At 39.7% G+C, this 18887-nt stretch carries 13 protein-coding genes, 1 tRNA gene and 10 pseudogenes; 14 read left to right on the forward strand and 10 right to left on the reverse strand.

Annotation, left to right across the window (positions count from 1 at the left end; translation table 11 throughout):
- The first annotated feature begins 47 nt into the window (after positions 1–47).
- Together VL20_RS11685 and VL20_RS11690 are read left to right on the forward strand one after the other, a co-directional pair.
- Positions 48–500 carry a hypothetical protein gene (locus VL20_RS11685; RefSeq protein WP_052278446.1) on the forward strand — a complete coding sequence of 151 codons (453 nt, stop codon included), beginning with the start codon at positions 48–50 and terminating at the stop codon, positions 498–500.
- 141 nt (positions 501–641) lie between these two features.
- Positions 642–929: a DUF4164 family protein gene (locus VL20_RS11690; protein ID WP_052278447.1), complete on the forward strand. Its 288-nt coding sequence runs from the start codon at positions 642–644 to the stop codon at positions 927–929.
- Between the two features lie 64 nt (positions 930–993).
- Here the strand turns inward: VL20_RS11690 and hemB are convergent, their stop codons facing one another.
- On the reverse strand, positions 994–1980 hold the full coding sequence (gene hemB / locus VL20_RS11695; protein WP_052276604.1) for a porphobilinogen synthase: 987 nt from the start codon (positions 1978–1980) through the stop codon (positions 994–996).
- 430 nt (positions 1981–2410) lie between these two features.
- Between hemB and VL20_RS11700 the strand changes: the two genes are divergently transcribed.
- Positions 2411–2776 carry a phasin family protein gene (locus tag VL20_RS11700; RefSeq protein ID WP_002789637.1) on the forward strand — a complete coding sequence of 122 codons (366 nt, stop codon included), beginning with the start codon at positions 2411–2413 and terminating at the stop codon, positions 2774–2776.
- Between the two features lie 59 nt (positions 2777–2835).
- Positions 2836–3216 carry a hypothetical protein gene (locus tag VL20_RS11705; protein WP_002759386.1) on the forward strand — a complete coding sequence of 127 codons (381 nt, stop codon included), beginning with the start codon at positions 2836–2838 and terminating at the stop codon, positions 3214–3216.
- A 79-nt stretch (positions 3217–3295) separates the two neighbouring features.
- Here VL20_RS11705 and VL20_RS11710 read toward each other — a convergent pair whose 3' ends face one another.
- Positions 3296–3445, reverse strand: a complete 150-nt coding sequence (locus tag VL20_RS11710) for a hypothetical protein (RefSeq protein ID WP_002789639.1) — start codon at positions 3443–3445, stop codon at positions 3296–3298.
- 349 nt (positions 3446–3794) lie between these two features.
- Here VL20_RS11710 and VL20_RS11715 point away from each other — a divergent pair, with 349 nt between their 5' ends.
- On the forward strand, positions 3795–4049 hold the full coding sequence (locus VL20_RS11715) for a hypothetical protein (RefSeq protein WP_052276605.1): 255 nt from the start codon (positions 3795–3797) through the stop codon (positions 4047–4049).
- A 290-nt stretch (positions 4050–4339) separates the two neighbouring features.
- Positions 4340–4726: pseudogene (locus VL20_RS11720) on the forward strand (DUF4277 domain-containing protein); the annotation flags it as partial.
- Positions 4727–5262: 536 nt separating this feature from the next.
- Here the strand turns inward: VL20_RS11720 and VL20_RS11730 are convergent.
- Positions 5263–5904, reverse strand: a pseudogene (locus VL20_RS11730) (IS5 family transposase); the annotation flags it as partial.
- A 183-nt stretch (positions 5905–6087) separates the two neighbouring features.
- Here VL20_RS11730 and VL20_RS11735 point away from each other — a divergent pair.
- A pseudogene (locus VL20_RS11735) lies at positions 6088–7302 on the forward strand (ISL3 family transposase).
- Positions 7303–7378: 76 nt separating this feature from the next.
- Here the strand turns inward: VL20_RS11735 and VL20_RS28290 are convergent.
- Positions 7379–7507: pseudogene (locus tag VL20_RS28290) on the reverse strand (IS5/IS1182 family transposase); the annotation flags it as partial.
- Positions 7508–7565: 58 nt separating this feature from the next.
- Here VL20_RS28290 and VL20_RS11740 point away from each other — a divergent pair.
- On the forward strand, positions 7566–8720 hold the full coding sequence (locus tag VL20_RS11740; RefSeq protein ID WP_052275346.1) for an ISL3 family transposase: 1155 nt from the start codon (positions 7566–7568) through the stop codon (positions 8718–8720).
- A gap of 31 nt (positions 8721–8751) precedes the next feature.
- On the opposite strand, the pseudogene VL20_RS11745 reads toward VL20_RS11740, so the two are convergent.
- Positions 8752–8970 (reverse strand): annotated as a pseudogene (locus VL20_RS11745) (IS4 family transposase); the annotation flags it as partial.
- A gap of 98 nt (positions 8971–9068) precedes the next feature.
- Between VL20_RS11745 and VL20_RS11750 the strand changes: the two are divergent.
- Positions 9069–9302, forward strand: a pseudogene (locus VL20_RS11750) (IS1634 family transposase); the annotation flags it as partial.
- Positions 9303–9487: 185 nt separating this feature from the next.
- Positions 9488–10337: pseudogene (locus VL20_RS28295) on the forward strand (IS630 family transposase).
- 49 nt (positions 10338–10386) lie between these two features.
- On the opposite strand, the pseudogene VL20_RS11765 reads toward VL20_RS28295, so the two are convergent.
- A pseudogene (locus VL20_RS11765) lies at positions 10387–11891 on the reverse strand (hypothetical protein).
- A gap of 127 nt (positions 11892–12018) precedes the next feature.
- Here VL20_RS11765 and VL20_RS11770 point away from each other — a divergent pair.
- A tRNA-Glu gene (locus VL20_RS11770) sits at positions 12019–12091 on the forward strand.
- A gap of 18 nt (positions 12092–12109) precedes the next feature.
- Here VL20_RS11770 and VL20_RS28300 read toward each other — a convergent pair.
- Positions 12110–13456, reverse strand: a pseudogene (locus VL20_RS28300) (sensor histidine kinase); the annotation flags it as partial.
- Between the two features lie 323 nt (positions 13457–13779).
- Between VL20_RS28300 and VL20_RS11775 the strand changes: the two are divergent.
- Together VL20_RS11775 and VL20_RS11780 are read left to right on the forward strand one after the other, a co-directional pair.
- Positions 13780–14253: an EVE domain-containing protein gene (locus tag VL20_RS11775; RefSeq protein WP_052276609.1), complete on the forward strand. Its 474-nt coding sequence runs from the start codon at positions 13780–13782 to the stop codon at positions 14251–14253.
- Between the two features lie 3 nt (positions 14254–14256).
- Positions 14257–15111 (forward strand): prohibitin family protein, encoded by an 855-nt coding sequence (locus VL20_RS11780; protein WP_002789649.1) that lies wholly within the window; start codon positions 14257–14259, stop codon positions 15109–15111.
- Between the two features lie 596 nt (positions 15112–15707).
- Here the strand turns inward: VL20_RS11780 and VL20_RS11785 are convergent.
- The gene (locus tag VL20_RS11785; RefSeq protein ID WP_052278448.1) at positions 15708–16565 is read right to left on the reverse strand and encodes an IS5 family transposase; all 858 of its coding nucleotides are present in this window, start codon (positions 16563–16565) and stop codon (positions 15708–15710) included.
- A 228-nt stretch (positions 16566–16793) separates the two neighbouring features.
- Here VL20_RS11785 and VL20_RS11790 point away from each other — a divergent pair, with 228 nt between their 5' ends.
- Positions 16794–17441 carry a type I restriction endonuclease subunit R gene (locus tag VL20_RS11790; protein ID WP_043996064.1) on the forward strand — a complete coding sequence of 216 codons (648 nt, stop codon included), beginning with the start codon at positions 16794–16796 and terminating at the stop codon, positions 17439–17441.
- Between the two features lie 168 nt (positions 17442–17609).
- On the opposite strand, the pseudogene VL20_RS11795 reads toward VL20_RS11790, so the two are convergent.
- Positions 17610–18592 (reverse strand): annotated as a pseudogene (locus tag VL20_RS11795) (DNA cytosine methyltransferase).
- A 46-nt stretch (positions 18593–18638) separates the two neighbouring features.
- The gene (locus tag VL20_RS11800) at positions 18639–18887 is read right to left on the reverse strand and encodes a DUF4926 domain-containing protein (protein ID WP_002789664.1); all 249 of its coding nucleotides are present in this window, start codon (positions 18885–18887) and stop codon (positions 18639–18641) included.

Raw genomic sequence — 18887 nt, forward strand, 5'->3', positions numbered from 1 at the left:
GTCCCCGATAGGGAACCGAGAAAATATATCTAATGGGAGTTGATACTATGTCTAACGAAACCGTTACCTATTCCCTAGAAGCTGTTTTGACGAGGATTGAGGGGAAAATTGACAATCTCCAAAAAGATGTTAACCAAAAATTTGACAGTTTCCAAAAAGATGTTGACCAAAAATTTGACAGTCTCCAAAAAGATTTTAACCAAAAATTTGAAAGTCTCCAAAAAGATTTTAACCAGAAATTTGACAGTTTCCAAAAAGATGTTGACCAAAAATTTGAAAGTCTCCAAAAAGATTTTAACCAAAAATTTGACAAACTCGACGAACGGTTAAATAAGCTAGAGGTAGGACAGGCAAAGTTAACCGAAAAGGTTGAGGGCATCGATAATCGCCTAAAATCAGTGGAAGGAACCCAAAAAAATCAGGTTTGGACATTAATTATTCTTTTGGCAAGTGCGATCGCTACTGCCGGTTGGAAAGTATTTTTTTCAGGTAATCCCTAGAATTAACCCGTGGCTATTAGTCACAGTTTCAAGTTTTGTCATCCCAGAAAAACGATCTTCTCAGACAACCTCGAACCGGTTTAGTCTTAAAATAGTCCCCGATAGCGGACTGAGAAAATATATCTAATGGAAGTTGATACTATGTCTAACGAAACCGTTACCTATTCCCTAGAAGCTGTTTTGACGAGGATTGAGGGGAAAATTGACAATCTCCAAAAAGATGTTAACCAAAAATTTGACAAAATTGACGAACGGTTAAATAAGCTAGAGGTAGGACAGGCAAAGTTAACCGAAAAGGTTGAGGGCATCGATAATCGCCTAAAATCAGTGGAAGGAACCCAAAAAAATCAGGTTTGGACATTAATTATTCTTTTGGCAAGTGCGATCGCTACAGCCGGTTGGAAAGTATTTTTTTCAGGTAATCCCTAGAATTAATAGTAGCAACCTCACCACCCCCTTATCCTGATCGGCATGGTGGGTTCAATCATCAAGTTTAACCCTCTGCTAACCAGCGCACGGCATCCTTAGCGTGGTAGGTTAAGATAATATCGGCACCGGCCCGTTTAAAGCTGGTTAAAGTCTCTAAAGTCACCCGTTTTTCGTCAATCCAGCCATTTAACGCCGCCGCTTTAATCATTGAATATTCCCCCGATACATTGTAGGCAGCCACGGGTAAATTAGTCATTTCCTTGATTCTCCAGATAATATCCATGTAAGATAGAGCAGGTTTCACCATTAACATATCTGCCCCCTCTAATACGTCTAATTCCACCTCTTTTAAGGCTTCCCTGGCATTACCCGGATCCATTTGGTAGGTTCTGCGATCGCCGAATTGGGGGGTAGAATCAGCCGCATCCCGAAACGGACCATAATAGGCAGAGGCATATTTAGCCGTATAGGAAAGAATCGGTGTATCACTATAACCGGCCTCATCCAATCCTTGACGAATTGCCTGCACAAAACCATCCATCATTCCCGACGGTGCAATGATATCCACTCCCGCTTTTACCTGAGAAACGGCGGTTTTTTGCAATAATTCCAGAGTGGGATCGTTTAACACCCTGCCGGTTAAATCTCCCGTTTGTAGATAACCACAATGACCGTGGTTGGTATATTCACACAAACAAGTATCGGCGACAATGAGTAAATCGGGAACTGCCTCTTTAATCGCTGTGGCCGCTTTTTGGACAATACCATGATCGTGCCATGCTCCCGTCGCCTCTGTGTCTTTACTTTCCGGCAGCCCGAATAAAATAATCGCTGGAATTCCTAAATCCCGCACTTCCTTGGCTTCATCAACAATTTTATCGATTGATAATTGGTACACCCCCGGCATCGATTTGACTTCCCGGGCAATACCTTCCCCCGTCGTAGCGAAAAGGGGATAGATAAAGTCATTGGCTGTCAAGACGGTTTCACTCACCAGACGGCGCATTTGAGGGGTTTGACGCAGACGACGGGGGCGATGAATAGGAAACATAGTTTTTTGTGATTAAATCGGGAATCTGGTCTTTAGTTTAAATCTTTGCTGAGGATGAACACAAATCGATTCAGCCGGCTGCGGGCTGCCGGCAACTATCCGCAATATTTAGTTATTTTGAGCTTAATCAACCTATTTAGTTCATTTTTGACCTGATGAGGCTTTATCGTCGTTTTGAGCGCAAAAAACCAGCAATTTGACTAAAATTTAATCTTTATACCGATCACTTTTGCTGTTGCCACCACCGCATCTCTTTACAAAACTTTACCTCATCAGAGGATTAGGGAAATGGGGAGATAGGGAAATGGGGAAATTTCAACTAATACCCCAACACCCCAACCCCCAAACCCCAACACCCAAAAACCATCTCCATTTGGGAGAAGGATCGTTTATTCTAGGAAGTAAGAGCGATCGATTCAGGATTTTTGCTATGGCCAACTTAGGTGATTTAGTCAAAAAAGCAGTTTATTTGGGCGTAGGCATTGCTACTTATGCCGCCGAAAAAGCTGAAGTAAATTTACAAGAATTAAGAAATCAAGCCCAAAAATTAGCCGATGAGATGATTTCTCGCGGCGAAATGACGACGGAAGAAGCGAGGAAATACGTTGATGAGTTGGTGAAACAGGCACAACAGCAAACGGTGGCAGGTAATGAATCTAATATTCCCCATGAACCCCGACGGATAGAAATTATTGAAGATGAGGAGGACACCAAAGCAGCCGAGCCAAAAGTAGATGAATTGCGGCAAAAGGTGGAACGTCTTCAGGAAGAATTACGGAAACTACAACAGGATTAAAACCTAGATTTTAGCGACAAATAATTAATTATTACCAGACAAGGGACGCAAGTATAAACATGGACGATTGGCAGAAAGATTTTTGGGAAGTGATCGAAACTGTGGCGCTGGGAATTGAAAATTTTTTCCAAGAAGTTACCCAAACTATCGAAGAAATCAATGAAGAAATTATCATCGATCTGGAACAGTTTATTCAAGAGGTTTTACCCCAGGAATTAGAGGAATTTTTTAACCTCGATGAATACCCCTTTTCGGAATTAGATGAACCCTCGGATTTTACCCTCACTCCTAAAGTTAACCCCGATCCTAACACCCATCCTGCTTGTATCGGTTGCCGTAATTATCACGGTTATATCTACGGAGGCAATCTTCTCGTCTGCGGTTTCCATCCCTACGGTTGGGATAGTGATAGTTGTCCCGATTGGCAAGCAGAGGATTAATTATTTTCCTATAAAATCAGGTAGGGTTATTATCCCTACCCATAACCTTTATCTCAAAGCAGTTATCCGTCATTTTTAGTTAAGAATTACCCTTGGGAGCATGGTAGGGTTCAGAATCAAAAGGCTGCATCCCCACATCGGGATATTCATCATTGTTGGGACTAAAAATGCGAGCGAAAGCCTCTGTTAGGTACTGGACAAAATCGTGTAATGTATCCTTGATATTCATTGCTTTTCTCTCCGACTCTCGACAACAATCTCTGTTCAACTTGGGAAAGGTTGATTCACCCCTCCATCCCCATTATCTGGCCAGAATCTCATCAATTGTTGACTTTTGAGATAATTCTTGAATAATCTTCATAAGACTTTATACTTTTTCTTGTTTATCTAAACTTTTATAAGTAGGGAGGCACAATCACAATTATTTGTAGGATGGGTTAGCGGTAGCGTAACATAATCGGGCGTTGGGTTTCATGCTTCAACCTCAAGTTTAGACTAATTTGAGCAATAGTCAGTACATAAGAACTGCTTGAGCAGAAAAAACGGGAAATCAAGTAAGATTACTAAATTTCCCGAAAATGACTTTGAAAAACTTGCAGGAATTTCGAGAAGCGGCCTATAAACTCTTAGGAACAGGCAAAGACGCGGTAATGGACTTGATGGACGCAGTGTTAGTAACCCGAAGTGTCCATTCCTTTGCGGAACTGTCTATGTCGCCGGTGTTTCGGAGAAAATGGCCGTCATTGTACGAAGCGATCGAAGATTGCTCTCCTCAGCGTCGTGGATTGATGAAATTGTACATCAAGGAGCTGCCAAAAAACGAACGTAAGTAGTCATGCAAAATTAATTACCTGCCCGATCGAGCTAAAACCCTTACGGGGCAATGATCGTCATGTGTAAATAATTTTGCCTAGGTACTTATAATCTTAGCAGGCGACCATACAGCATATCCAACCCACATTCCGCACCCTCAACTGTCACATAAGCTGTCCCCCTCCAGAGACTTGAGTAAAAATACTTAGCTGGTGAAGGTTTTCTCGGTGGCCGCTAGGGCGGTCTTGAGACCCCTAATTATGAAAAAATAGGAATTGTTGGAAAACTGAGGCGAGTGGACTGTTCGACCATGAATCAATCAACAGAAATTGAAGTCAAAAATCTAGACCATCTGGGATTAGTAGCTGGAATTATCGATGAAATAGGAATCGTTGAAATTATCAACGAACAAGTCTCAATTGAGCGAGGAGAAATTGTCACAGCGGGGCAAGTCGTGAAAGCAATTATCCTGAATGGATTGGGATTTGTCTCCCGAGCTTTGTATTTATTTCCTCAATTTTTTGAAGATAAAGCAACCGAACATCTGCTGGGAGAGGGCATCGAACCCAAACAATTAAATGATGATAAAATTGGTCGAGTAATGGACAAACTTTATCAACTTAATGTTTCGGTCATTTTCCTACTGATTAGTTTAGCCGCCGTGAAAAAATTTGGTGTAGCGACCGAGAATTCTCATTAGAACTCTTGCAAATTAATTATATGTTATAAGTACCTAAGCAAAATTAATTACACATATCTAACCACCTCTTGCCTCTTGCCTCTTGCCTTTTGCCTTTCTTCACTAGGAAATTTATTTTGCACGACTACTTAATGATGGGTTAACTAATTTTCCCCAAAAAATTAGTTAACCAGTACATTAATACTGAATAAAAACTTGAAGTTTAACTGGCTCTTCGGTTTGTGTTATGCAATGGACGGGGGTTACAAGGGATGTAACCCTTATAGAGAAAGGCATTTAGCGATTTTTGTCAATTGTTTTTGATCTAGAGCGAACTAATCAATTAAGTCTCTTGCCAGATAAGGATTTAGTCGATTTATGCCCCCCTATCGAACCATACCAAGTAACGAAGAACCGTTTAACTTTTAACTCAAAACTCTTTAGATATGCTTTAATTTGGTTATCAAAACCTCTTTATTTAAGCGGCACAAACTATCTCAATTATAAAAATTGAGAATAAATTCTCCTTGACTTGATTAATCTTTAGGCAACTTTTAAGAAGCTGCTATACCTATCCCTAACTCACAGTTATAAATAGCCGCCAACAAGTTAACTCTTAAACTATATCTTCGACGACGATTCCGATATTTACAGGATAAGATTTTAAAGATTTTGAGTTTCCTATTTATAGGTTCAATGATAATCCTTTCTTTGGCTAAAGCCTTGTTATACTCTTTTTCTAACTCTGTTAATTTTCTATTTTTCGATTTCTTTTTCGGTGTATAACTATTACTATGGTATGCAGCTATTCCCTGATAACCACTGTCTTCTATGCTGGTAGTTAAAGGATGAAAACGAACTCGACTTTTTTTAAATAAACTAAAATCATGACCTCTACCTTTCCCACAAAAGACACAGATAATTTCCTCGGTATTTTGATCAGCTACTAATTGGGATTTTAAAGTATGATAACCTCTTTTACCCCCCAAAAAATCTTTCTGTTTCTTTTTGGGGCGTTCAATGGGAGTTTCCGTTACATCCATTACCGTTACGACCGGTATCTCTGCTTGATTTAGTAGAGCTTTTTTTCCTTTTAAACGGAAGTTTCCCGATTGTAAAAGCATTTTTTCCGTCTTATTTACAATCCGACATATAGTTGATTCTGATAGTTCCCAGCTTGTACCAATGTGAAAATATGGGCTCTTCGGGAATTGTTATGCAAATAATTAACTTAAAATAAAATTCGATGAGAGCAACTACGCTCAAAAGTAGCTGAAATTCATACAGGAAAGGACTTAAGGCACAAATAGGTTAATACCAAAAGATAGACAATTGAGTTAAGATTTGATATAATAGCCAAAAACGAGATTATTTTACTTATGATACTTGACAAATTTTTGAACCTACAAGGAACCTGTATTCAAGGCTATCGACACCTAGAAAATATCGGTATAGTTTTCCAAATCGAATCGAAAAATAAAAAAGCAGTCTGTCCTCGTTGTGGGTTAGAGAGCGATAAACTACACCAAAATCATCGACATTTAGTCAAAGATTTACCGCTCTCAGGTCAACCAGTGTACCTACAAGTTAATCGTCGTCAATTTAAGTGCGGTAATTGTCAGAAACCCTTTAGCGAAGAGTTAGATTTTGTCGCCAAGAAACGAACCTATACGAAAAGACTAGCCGAGAATATACTCGAACAATTAAAATCAGGAGATATTTTAAATGTTAGCCGAAGAAATGACGTAACGGAAGAACAGATTCAAAGAATGATAGAGGACATAGCTGAAGAAATTACAGAGACAGACCTATCGAAATTAAAAAGACTAGGAATTGACGAAATCGCTCTAGTCAAAAGACAAAAAAATTACTGTGCAGTTTTAGTAAATTTAGATACGGGAAAACTAATAGCTATTCTAGAGAAGCGAACACAAGAAGAATTGAGGGAAACGCTTACAGGGTGGGGAAAAGAGGTGTTAGAGCAAATTGAAGAAGTCAGCATAGATCTTTGGTTGCCCTATAAAAATTTGGTGAAAGAATTGATGCCATCGGCCGAGGTAGTCGCCGATAGATTCCATGTAATGAAACAAATTAATCAAGAGTTAGACGAACAGAGAAAAGCAGAAAAAAGAGCGGTAGAAGCGCAGAAAAATAAAAAACAGAAAGCGGAAAAAGAAGCAAAGCTAGAAGTTTTAAAGCGAAGTAAATATAGCTTGTTAAAAAATGAAAAAGATTTAACGGAAACCCAAAAAATCAAACTAGAAGCTATCAAAGAAAATTGACCAAATTTGAAAAAGATGCACGAGTTAAAGGAAGAATTTAGAAAGATTTATGAAACCTCAGAGAATTCGACAGAGGGAATGCTATCCATCTCGGAATGGTTGGCAAAATCCTCCAGTGTTTTTACCAAGAGTTGTCAAACAATCCGAAACTGGTTTGGAGAAATCATTAGTTATTTCGAGCGAAGGACAACGAATGGGGTGGTCGAGGGAATCAACAATAAACTTAAACTAATAAAACGGAGAGCCTATGGCTTGAGAAACTTTCGGAATTTTTGGGTTAGAAGTATGTTATCTTGGCATCTTGTCTGTTGATTTAGCATAAAGAGTAACGAAGAGCCTGTTGATTTAGCATAAAGAGTAACGAAGAGCCAAAATATGTTCTATATTATCGCCAATATTCTAACGTTACTAAAACTTGTTCTTCTATAGATAGTTTAGGTTTCGGTCCCCTTTTAGATGGTGAATTAGAGTCGGCTTCAACACTTTTTACTGATTCTACCATCTTTCTATATGTTTGGCTCTTCTAGGTTCTGTGTGAGCATGGTATAATAGTAACACAGAACAGGAGGTGGGTTATGTGGATAAATTTTGATCAACTCCTCGATTTACCAAATGCAACAGTGGTCAATTATCAAAAAATTGCTCAGACAATTTTCCTAAAGCTTGCTCTTTTAAATGAAACAATTGAATGTCCGAATTGCCATCAAACCTTAGACAGAATCAATCAGACAGAGTATAATCTAGTCAGAGACTTGTCAATATTAGGTAATCCAGTATATTTAGAAGTACCACGCCGTCAGTTTCATTGTCAAAAGTGCCAAAAGTATATCAGCGAAAGACTGAGTTTTATGAGATTAAGACAGCATCATACAATTCGCTATGAATCGATGATTTATGAGAGAGTAAAAAATTGTAGCATCGAAGAAATAAGTCGAGAAGAAGGGTTAGGATGGTCAGAAGTTGAGTTAATATTTAATCACTGTGCTAAAGAACTAGAAAAGGAAGAGTGGGAAGCACCAGAACGAATAAGCTTAGATGAATTTAGTAACTTAAAAGGACATAAAGATTTCATCACAACGGTCGTAGATATGGACAAGAAAATTTTACTAGATGTGATTAAAGGACATAAGCAAGAAGAATTAATGGAAGCCTTAAAAGCACAGCCAGACGCAGTTCGGGAGAAAGTGAAAGAAGTGAGCGTCGATATGTGGTCAGGATTTACAGCAGTGATCAAGGAATTATTTCCCAATGCTAAAATCATCTATGACCGTTTTCATGTAATGGCTATCATCAATGACGAGCTTAATAAATTGAGAAAGTTAATGGGGGTGCATGAAAAAGGATTACCTCATTTATTATGGAAGAATAAAGAGGACTTAAAGGACGAGCAAAAACAACAACTAGAAGTTATTCTGAAAGAACATCCATGCTTAGGAATAGCCTGGGAAATGAAAGAAGAAATTAGACAAATTTATCAAAGTAGTAGAACGTTCAGAGGTGCTGAGAGAAAATTGGAAAAATGGATAAGAATAGGCGGGATATTATATGAAAGTAGTGCCAGGATGATCCAGAAGCATTTGCCAGGTATTTGTAATTACTTTGAAAATCAGACAACCAACGGATTAATTGAGGGAATGAATACCAAAATAAAGCTTATTAAAAGAATGAGTTATGGATTTACCAATTTTGAACATCTTCGACTTAAGCTGTTTGCTTGCTTTAATTCATAACAAAAATTAACACACGAAAACCAGAAGAGCCAAACCACAAGAGTTTCACGTTTAGTTGCGGGAGCTTAAGAAATCTCTGCAAATTCCGTCTTCTACTTTCAAAGGTTATCGGTTGCGGGAAAAGAGCGGCCAGTTTCTCTAGTTGGACTATCCGATGACTTTGTAAGAGCAGGATTAGGAGCTGTAAGGTCAAATAGCTCGCCTCGCTAAGGTTCGCCTGTAAACAAGCCTGATAGAATGAAGGTAACATTTTAAAATTTTGAGTGGTTGTCCTAACCACTCTATTTCTTTAGGGGGTCGTTTGGCTAGACCCCCCGCTCTATCTAGCTTGTAGCCCCTCTGTCACCCCTTGAAGTCATGGCCATGCTCATGGGCTTGTGCCTGCTGGTTTATACTATTGGTCAAAGACAACTTCGCCTGAATTTAAAACAGCAGGAGACGGGACTGAAAAATCAGTTGGGTAAGTTAACTGACCAACCAACATTACGCTGGATATTTCAGAACTTTCAAGGGATTCATCTCCGACCTATTCAAGACAATCAAAAGATTAGCAACTTAACGGATGAGAGGCGCAACATTTGATTTTTTCCCAAACCTTGCCAGGAATATTATCTCTTATCTTGACCAGATGGATTGACTTCCAGGGGTGACAAAACAAAGCGAGCAACTGGAACATCTCCCCCTAGATGTTATAGTCATTTCAAATAAGTGTGAGACGAGGTAAAAATAAGGTAAAATAAAGGGAAACGAGCAACCCATACAGAAAAATGTCTTATAGCCTAGACTTGAGAAAAAAAGTAATCGATTATGTAGAGAATGGGGGAAGCATAACCAAAGCCGCCGCTCTATTTAATATAGGAAGAGCGACGATATATAGATGGCTAGGTAGGGAAAAACTGGAAGCAACAAAGGTAAAACACCGTCAGAGAAAGCTGGACTGGAAAGCACTGTCAAAAGATGTCCAAGAAAATCCCGAGGCAAGATTAAGAGACAGAGCCGAGAAATTTGGAGTGAGACCAAGTGCCATTTGCTATGCCTTAAAAAAAATGAAAATTACCAGAAAAAAGAAGGGACTTCGTTATAGAGAAAGAAACCGAGAAGAAAGAATGAAATACTACAGAGTGCTGAGAGAATTGATTAAAATATATGGAAGTGAAAGCCTTGTATTCATTGATGAGTCAGGGTTTGAAGAATTTCAAGCCTGCCTTTATGCTTGGTCAAAAAAAGGGAAGAAAGTATTGGGAGATAGACAAGGAAAACGAGGAAAAAGAGAAACCCTTGTCGCTGGGAGAAGAAAGGGAAAAAAAGACTTTATTGCACCGATGGTATTTACGAGAAGCCTGAATGCCGAAGGTTTTGAAGGGTGGTTATCTTTATATTTATTGCCCTCTCGCGCCCATAACATCAGTATTAATTATGGATAATGCACCAATTCATCGGAAGACAGTCATTAAACAACTGCTAGAAGAAGCAGGTCATCAGGTCGTGTTTTTGCCAAAATACTATCCTGATTTAAATAATATCGAACATGATTTTAGTGCATTAAAGAGGGCAAGAATGTATGCTCCTGTGGGGACACCCCTTGATGAAATTATTCGTACTTATTGTGTCGCCTAGTGTCTCGTTCTTATTTGAAATAACTGATAACTGATAACTGATAATCGATTTAGCGTTTGCGTTTGAGTAATTTAGAAATGCGTCGATTGTACCGCAACCAACGCCAAATTTTAATAACTAATTCCTCTACCCATAAAATAATCGCATCTAATCCCTCTAAAATCCGCTCTAAGGGGTGTTTAACGTAGCCGACGGGGGTTGATTCGGTTTCTAACCATTCCTCGTTAATTGGTTGAATTATCTCCTTAGCATAGCGGGGATCTAATTGGGCGGCGGGGGGGATTCTCCCAGAGTAATTTCAGCGGCGGCCGGGGGGATTTTTTGTAAAGATTTATTTTGTTTTCCTTGACTAAAAGCTTTTTCTGTGCTAAGGGGCTGGGTTGGGGTGACTGGGGACTGGGGAAGGGGATAAGCGGGATTAAGGCGGGGTTTTTCGGAGTCTTGGGGAGAAATAGCCAAGATATCGGCGGATTCTAGCCAAGGTTGCTCGCTGACGGCGGAAAATGTCAGGGATTGGCGAGAGGAAAAGAAGTGATCGATCGCCGCTTGGATGAGTTTGCCGAGCGTGAAGGGATCCGCTTGGGTTTGTTTTTCTAGCCAATCTTGGAGACGTTGCTTGAAGGTGATCAGCAGAGAATTAGGAAGACTTAGGGGATATTTTGCCGATAAAGCGGGTGAATCAGCACTATGTTCTAAATTATTCTTCTCTTTTGCCCAGAAATGCTCGATCGCCGCATAAATTAACCAATAAAGGTGCCAGAGATAGGAGGAATTTTTCTCGAGAGTCGGGGACTGGTTAAGGAGATCGGAAGGGGGGTTAGAGGTGTGGCTCAAACTGCCTGGGATTGCGGGGGAGATAGGGAGAAATTTAGCCTCGAAAATCGCTAATTTTTCGTCAATGACTTCTAAAATCGCTTGAGAATTTAAATTAGGCAGTGGTAAGGAGGGTGGTGTCGGGGTTTTGACAAGATGGGATTCTTGGAATAGATTTATGGCGATCGCTATCTGTCCCTGTTGTTCCCAGCGTAGTAGGTTCCAAAACCAACGGATCGGAGGCAAGACAGAATTTTTATCGGTAAAATTTGGTAATAAAGGCGGATATTGAGGATTTAATCGCTTAATTCTCCGTTTTTCGAGGGCGTAGTTAGCCAGTGCCGTCCTAATTTGTTTTTCTATTTGTCTTTGGGTTTGATTATCGGTGATTTTAACAGTCTGGTGATCGTTAGTGACGAAAACTAAAGCTTGATCCTCTAGATCGGCTGCTATGCCAATAAATGCCGTTTCTTGGTCGGATAAGCTCTGGAGAAATTCCGCAATCGCATCCGTCCCATCTTTGCTGGGGGGTGATAATTGTTTCTGGAGACTGTTCCCCAATTGATTAGCCGTCATCCGCAGGGATTGTACCAGCAAATAGACGGGATAGATGGCTATTTGCAAGGCAACAGCGATCGCATTTTGACCGCGACGGGAAACGCGGCCGAGGTTATCTTTCAGACGGATCAAGCGACGGTTGATCAGGTTGAACAGTCGGCTTTTATAGGGATCGGCAGCCATGGATTTTGGGCGATAACATCTTCAATTACACTATCCTATTGTGCAAGGGCGGGATAAAAAAATTTTTTGCCAAAACCCTTGACTCCCAGAAAGATTATTGTTATATTTAAAAAGGTCTGAAATCCAAGCCCCCATCGTCTAGTGGCCTAGGACACCTCCCTTTCACGGAGGCGACAGGGATTCGAATTCCCTTGGGGGTATGAAAAGAAGTCAGAGGAAGCTTCTGACTTTTCGGTTTTTTTCTCCCGTTGATGGCTTTTTGGTAGGGTGACGGTGAAAATTGTTCCTCGATCGATCTGACTTTCGACGCTAATTTGTCCATGATGACTGAGGGTAATCGCTAAAGCGATCGCTAATCCTAATCCTGTTCCCCCGGAAGTGGCGGAATTTTGTCGCGCAGGATCGAGACGATAAAAGCGATCAAAAATATGGGATAAGGCAGCCTCGGGAATACCGATTCCGTTATCTTTGACGCGTACCAGTAACACCGATTGTCGATCGCGTTTACTTTTTTCCAATTCCACTGCCACATTTTTAGGCTCAGATTCGGGCAAAAAAGCGTGTTTTAGGGCATTAGAAATTAAATTTGTGAATAAACGAGCTAATTGATCCCAATCTCCCTCCATAGTAAACATTTCATCGCTATAGGAAAAATCCTCTTGGTCCGGTTCCACAATCGACAAAGAAAGGCAAATTCCCTGCTTATCGGCGATTAAACGCTGTTCTTCCACCACTTCCATCAATAAAGCATCCAAAGGTACAGCTTGCTCGATCGGTTGGACGATGCCACTATCAGAACGGGCTAAAAAGAGCAGATCATTGACTAAATTGCCCAATCTTTCCGTTAAACGCTCGATCACCCGCAAGCGTTGATCGCCAGTTTGGGGATAAGCGATCGCCATTTGCACGTTAGTTTGGATAGTGGCGATCGGATTGCGTAATTCATGGGAAGCATCGGCGGTAAATTGTTTTAAACTCTGATAGGACTCTTTTACCGGTTGAATGGCTAAACCGGACAAAAACCAACCAATCCCGGCGACACTGGCAATCATCAGGCAAATTCCGACGATTAAATCCAATAATAGCTGTCTAATTGGTTTTGTCACCTCAAACCAAGGATGACTTACCCGCAGATATCCCAAAACATAATGATGGATTTCCACCCTTTCGGTTATTTGTCGCAGCAGACGATTATCGGATAAGCGAATAGTTTCCCCCTGACGGTGGGGATGGAGGGGAATATCTAAAGATTCGGCCAGAGTTGACCAAACTAGATTACCTTGGGGATCGAACCATTCCAAATCTATATGATCGTCCTCGACGGATTTACCCTGACTGGGAAAACTTGCGAGGGGATCGACGCGATAACGTCCTTGGTTCGGGGGAATCGATTCGATCACGAGGGAACGATTTACCACCTCAATGATGTGTTTGAGGGTATCATCAATGCGATCCACTAGGGTATGCCGCACATAAAAATACATTCCCGTAGCGAGAAAAAGCAGTAGTATGGCAGTGACAACAGTGTACCATAAGGCTAAACGGCGGCGAGTGGCTTGGAACACCGATAATCTATGGATTGGCTAGAGATTTTTAGGGCAATGTATCCTATTTTACAGCTTATTTGAGCGATTTATTATTGGAGAATAAATTATTTTTAGCCATAGGGAAAAACTGACGGTTGCCAAGAATAGCTAGACTTGAAGGCTCATAGTCCTTAAAAATTGCTGCTAACAAAAGTATTTTTAGATACATTCTTCTCAATAATTGTTTGAGTAGAACTACAAAAGCAGCCAAAGTGAATTATATTTAACCCTATGGCAACAAGGCTGACAGGAACGGCTAAAAATATTTTTGAGCTTATTTGAATTAATCACAACTATAAATAATGATGAATTTAAATTATTGGTTAATGAAATCGGAACCCGATGTCTATAGTATCGGGGATTTAAAAAAAGATGGTCAAACTATTTGGGAGGGAGTGCGAAATTATCAAGCGCGCAATTTTCTCCGTCAGATGAAGCGGGGAGATTTAGCCTTTTTTTATCATTCTAATACGACCCCGCCGGGGATTGTCGGCTTGATGCGCGTAGTGGAAACCGATATGATCGATCCGACACAATTTGATCGCAATAGTCCCTACTATGATTCTAAAGCCTCCCTGGATTGCCCGCGCTGGTGGACGGTTAAAGTTGAGTTCGATCGCCTTTTTCCCCAACTGCTGCCCCTGGGAATTTTAAAACAAAATTTTACCGCCGATGAATTATTATTAGTAAGGACAGGAAATCGTCTGTCAGTGATGCCTGTCAATCAAGCGATCGCAACAAAAATTCTCGCTTTAGTCGCTCGTCAAGGAGTATAAACTGTGAACCAGAAAGATGCTATTAATTTACTTTCCCTGATTGGGGGATTATTGGTCACTATTGTCATTTTAGCGGCCTTTAATGCCTATGTGATCATCACCCCCGGACAAGCGGGAGTTTTAAGTGTTTTAGGAAAGGCTAAAGACGGGGTTTTATTGGAGGGATTGCACTTTAAACCTCCCTTTGTTTCTAGTGTCGATATCTACGATGTTACGGTGCAAAAATTTGAAGTTCCCGCCCAAAGTTCCACTAAAGATTTACAGGATTTATCTGCTAGTTTTGCGATTAATTTTCGTCTCGATCCGACTCAAGTAGTGGCGATTAGAAGAACCCAAGGCACCCTACAAAATATTGTCGCTAAAATTATCGCCCCTCAAACCCAAGAATCCTTTAAAATTGCCGCCGCTAAAAGAACAGTAGAGGAGGCAATTACTCGACGCAGTGAGTTAAAAGAAGACTTTGATAATGCCCTATCGACTCGGTTAGAAAAGTATGGTATTCTAGTCTTAGATACCAGTGTGGTAGATTTGAATTTTTCTCCAGAATTTGCCCGGGCCGTCGAAGATAAACAAATCGCAGAACAACGCGCCCAAAGAGCCGTTTATATCACCCAAGAAGCAGAACAACAGGCCCAGGCAGAAATTAATCGCGCTAAAGGGAAAGCTGAGGCACAAAGACTATTAGCAGAAACTTTAAAAGAACAGGGAGGAGGATTGGTTTTACAGAAAGAAGCGATTGAAGCTTGGCGCGAAGGTGGGGCGCAAATGCCCCGGGTTTTAGTCATGGATGGAGCGGGAAAAAATAGCGTACCATTTTTATTTAATTATAGTGATTCTTTTTCAGAAAATACCCCCTAAATTCGGGTCTATTTAGCCTAATTATTTTCTCAAGATACAGTCTTTCCCATCAAGAGGAAGTGTTACCTAAATTTGGTAAGCTGTTGACTATCTAAATTACTCGTTAAGACTGCACGGGAGTTGGGAGCGCTGGAGAAGGAGTTTGAGTATAAGTCCACCTCACTTCTCCCCATTCCAATCCCATCCCACCATCCCCAACTCAATCAAACCTCTAACTACAAGAAATATGACCTTGGGGTGCTTTTCGTTCAAAAATAACTTGATCGTAGATCGCCGACGAGTGTAAAGTGCGTTAGAAGGCTACCAATTCTGTTAAAAAACCCAAATCAACAATCCGCACCCCACGCAGCAACTTTATTAGAACTCTTGCAAATTAATTATATGTTATAATGATGGGTTAACTAATTTTCCCCAAAAAATTAGTTAACCAGTACATTAGTCCTGAATGAAAACTTGAAGTTTAACTTTTAACTCAAAACTCTTTAGATATGCTTTAATTTGGTTATCAAAACCTCTTTATTTAAGCAGCACAAACTATCTCAATTTTTATAATTGAGAATAAATTCTCCTTGACTTGATTAATCTTTAGGCAACTTTTAAGAAGCTGCTATACCTATCCCTAACTCACAGTTATAAATAGCCGCCAACAAGTTAACTCTTAAACTATATCTTCGACGACGATTCCGATATTTACAGGATAAGATTTTAAAGGTTTTGAGTTTCCTATTTATATGTTCAATGATAATCCTTTCTTTGGCTAAAGCCTTGTTATACTCTTTTTCTAACTCTGTTAATTTTCTATTTTTCGATTTCTTTTTCGGTGTATAACTATTACTATGGTATGCAGCTATTCCCTGATAACCACTGTCTTCTATGCTGGTAGTTAAAGGATGAAAACGAACTCGACTTTTTTTAAATAAACTAAAATCATGACCTCTACCTTTCCCACAAAAGACACAGATAATTTCCTCGGTATTTTGATCAGCTACTAATTGGGATTTTAAAGTATGATAACCTCTTTTACCCCCCAAAAAATCTTTCTGTTTCTTTTTGGGGCGTTCAATGGGAGTTTCCGTTACATCCATTACCGTTACGACCGGTATCTCTGCTTGATTGAGTAAAGCTTTTTTTCCTTTTAAACGGAAGTTTCCCGATTGTAAAAGCATTTTTTCCGTCTTATTTACAATCCGACATATAGTTGATTCTGATAGTTCCCAGCTTGTACCAATGTGAAAATATGTTCTATATTCTCGCCAATATTCTAACGTTACTAAAACTTGTTCTTCTATAGATAGTTTAGGTTTCGGTCCCCTTTTAGATGGTGAATTAGAGTCGGCTTCAACACTTTTTACTGATTCTACCATCTTTCTATATGTTGGTTTATACACACCGAAACGGCGTTTGAATTGTTCATCTGATAAGTTTTGATAATCCATAATTTTGCTAATAAACATAGCAAAATTATAGATGATTTCCTGACCTAAGATCACATTTTATTCTTTTTTCCACTTCAATCTAAGAATTGAGAAAAAAGCAAAACCTTATATTATACCATAAAAAAATTATGCAAGAGGTCTATTCTTAAATTGGTGTTTCTGTGTTGGCTTATTTTGTTAGCAAGAACAGCCGAGACACCTATTTTAAGCTATCATGGAAACAGCACTGTACTGCTTGCTAAATCAATGCTGACCCTCAAAACGAGTAAACTAACCCTTGCTGATGTTCAACGTCATCTCCATTTTCAAGAAAAGCTTGAAGATGTTTCATTTACAGAGCTTTTAGCTTTGGAAACCGTCAGCGAGGCAGAAAAATTAGAACTTGTTCAAATCCGCAACGATTTTCGACCCTATTTGATGGAAGATAAAGCATCAGAAGGACAAGTTAAAGTTTTAACCCTATTTCCCCTATTGCGGTTAGCGGGTTTTTATCGTTATCCGATTAAGATTAGGGTTGAAGAAGGGATTGATAATATTATCCTTGTGGATGAAGATAAAACTATTAGCGGACGCTTTGATATTGTCACGGTAAATAATTCGATAGCAACTGTCAATGATATCCCTTTTTGGATTTTAGTCATTGAAGCTAAAGAGAGTGGAATCGAAGTACGTCAGGGATTACCTCAATTATTGACTTATGCCTACAATAGCTTAGAAAGACAACCCTCAGTTTGGGGATTAGCGACTAATGGCTTACAATATATGTTCGTCTATCTCAGACAAGAAACTAACCCCACTTATCAGATAATGCCAGAACTTAATTTAATGTATCCTGAATCAGCAATTAATCTGCTCCAAATTCTCAAGGCAATGGGTCAGCTAATTTTAGAGTAACCTTTGGGGTGGTTGGGTTTCGCTTTTTCAGGCGAATTAAGCCATTTTAGACCCAGTATTGTTTCGCTCAACCCAACCTACGAGACTGTCTATATAGGCAATTAAAAGCGTCTTGAATAATTACCACTATCTAAAACTCCTAAGTCAAAAATAAACTTAATTAAGGTGTCAATTGAACGAGAATGAATTAGTTGATGCTTGCTCAATATCTAACCAAGACTCGATTACAGAATTAACCACAGCAGCTACGCAGGAAATCGCTACACTATTACCCGTTAATTTTCGCATAGTTTGATAACTGCCGACAATTTGATAATCATCGGGAAAACCTTGTAAACGTAGCATTTCTCTTTCTGTTAAGCGTCTTTTCCCATCCACTAACAAATAATTATAGGATGCTCCTGCTCGCAAGGCACAGGAATAGGGATAAGCACTGACATTTCCTCCTTTATTTTCGTGCCAGATAGTCGGTTCACTATATGGTTTTTTCCCTCTCTTTTCAGAAGGCGACTTTTTTGAATTTTTTCGGAAGCATAATAAAAATCCGAGACATTTTCCTCTAATATTTCCGTTAAACTTGTTCTAGATAAAGCTGGTTTTGGCCAGATAAAACCCCGCGCTTCTCGGAAACCAACGATAAAAATCCGTTCCCGTTTTTGCGGTAAACCAAAATTAAGCGCATTCAAAACCCGATAATCGGTATAGTAATCTAAATCTTGCAAAGTATCGAGAATAATTTCTAAGGTTTTTCCCTGTTGATGTCCCTGCAATTGCTTGACATTTTCCAGAATAAATGCTGCGGGTTGTTTGACTTTTAAAATACGGGCAATCTCAAAAAATAGCGTGCCTCTGGTATCGTCAAATCCCTTTAAATCACCACAAATACTAAAAGGTTGACAGGGAAATCCCGCCATTAAAATATCATGATTGGGAATGTCTAGGGCAGCGATTTCGGTAATATCTCCCTGGGGTTGGTCGCCAAAATTAGCCTGATAAATTGCCTGAGCATCTTTATCTATATCACAGGAAAAAACACAATCAGATTCTAAGTTTTTTTGGCGACAAACTCGTTCAATTGCGACTCGAAACCCTCCCAAACCAGAAAAGAGGTCAATAAAACGGATTTTTTTACTATCTTTCAGGAGATTCATCGATAATTAAAATTGCAGCGATAGGGATATTCTCTTTGATTTTAACTTATTCAACTTTCACTAAAGAGCGGACGGTAAATATTTCATTTGCTTGTAGGGGTTTAATCGCCGAAATTGGCACAGTAACTACTGAAATTGACTCACCGAGAGCGTTAAAAACCTCTAAAATTGCTCCCATTTCGCCATTGCTAGGATGGGGGATTAAATCCACTAATACTGCCACATCTCCCGATTTTAGATTGTCTTCGGGAACATCAAGACAAAGAACCACATGATCGTATAATCTAACATCCAT

This window comes from Microcystis panniformis FACHB-1757 (assembly GCF_001264245.1).
Lineage (GTDB): Bacteria > Cyanobacteriota > Cyanobacteriia > Cyanobacteriales > Microcystaceae > Microcystis > Microcystis panniformis.

Bases quoted from the DNA above. Each gene is read 5' to 3' on its own strand.
- VL20_RS11690 (WP_052278447.1), top strand. From the start codon at position 642: ATGTCTAACGAAACCGTTACCTATTCCCTAGAAGCTGTTTTGACGAGG.
- VL20_RS11715 (WP_052276605.1), top strand. From the start codon at position 3,795: ATGACTTTGAAAAACTTGCAGGAATTTCGAGAAGCGGCCTATAAACTC.
- VL20_RS11685 (WP_052278446.1), top strand. From the start codon at position 48: ATGTCTAACGAAACCGTTACCTATTCCCTAGAAGCTGTTTTGACGAGG.
- hemB (WP_052276604.1), bottom strand. From the start codon at position 1,980: ATGTTTCCTATTCATCGCCCCCGTCGTCTGCGTCAAACCCCTCAAATG.
- VL20_RS11800 (WP_002789664.1), bottom strand. From the start codon at position 18,887: ATGGATGTTAGATTATACGATCATGTGGTTCTTTGTCTTGATGTTCCC.
- VL20_RS11785 (WP_052278448.1), bottom strand. From the start codon at position 16,565: ATGTTTATTAGCAAAATTATGGATTATCAAAACTTATCAGATGAACAA.
- VL20_RS11700 (WP_002789637.1), top strand. From the start codon at position 2,411: ATGGCCAACTTAGGTGATTTAGTCAAAAAAGCAGTTTATTTGGGCGTA.
- VL20_RS11790 (WP_043996064.1), top strand. From the start codon at position 16,794: ATGCTGACCCTCAAAACGAGTAAACTAACCCTTGCTGATGTTCAACGT.
- VL20_RS11740 (WP_052275346.1), top strand. From the start codon at position 7,566: ATGTGGATAAATTTTGATCAACTCCTCGATTTACCAAATGCAACAGTG.
- VL20_RS11710 (WP_002789639.1), bottom strand. From the start codon at position 3,445: ATGAATATCAAGGATACATTACACGATTTTGTCCAGTACCTAACAGAG.
- VL20_RS11705 (WP_002759386.1), top strand. From the start codon at position 2,836: ATGGACGATTGGCAGAAAGATTTTTGGGAAGTGATCGAAACTGTGGCG.
- VL20_RS11775 (WP_052276609.1), top strand. From the start codon at position 13,780: ATGATGAATTTAAATTATTGGTTAATGAAATCGGAACCCGATGTCTAT.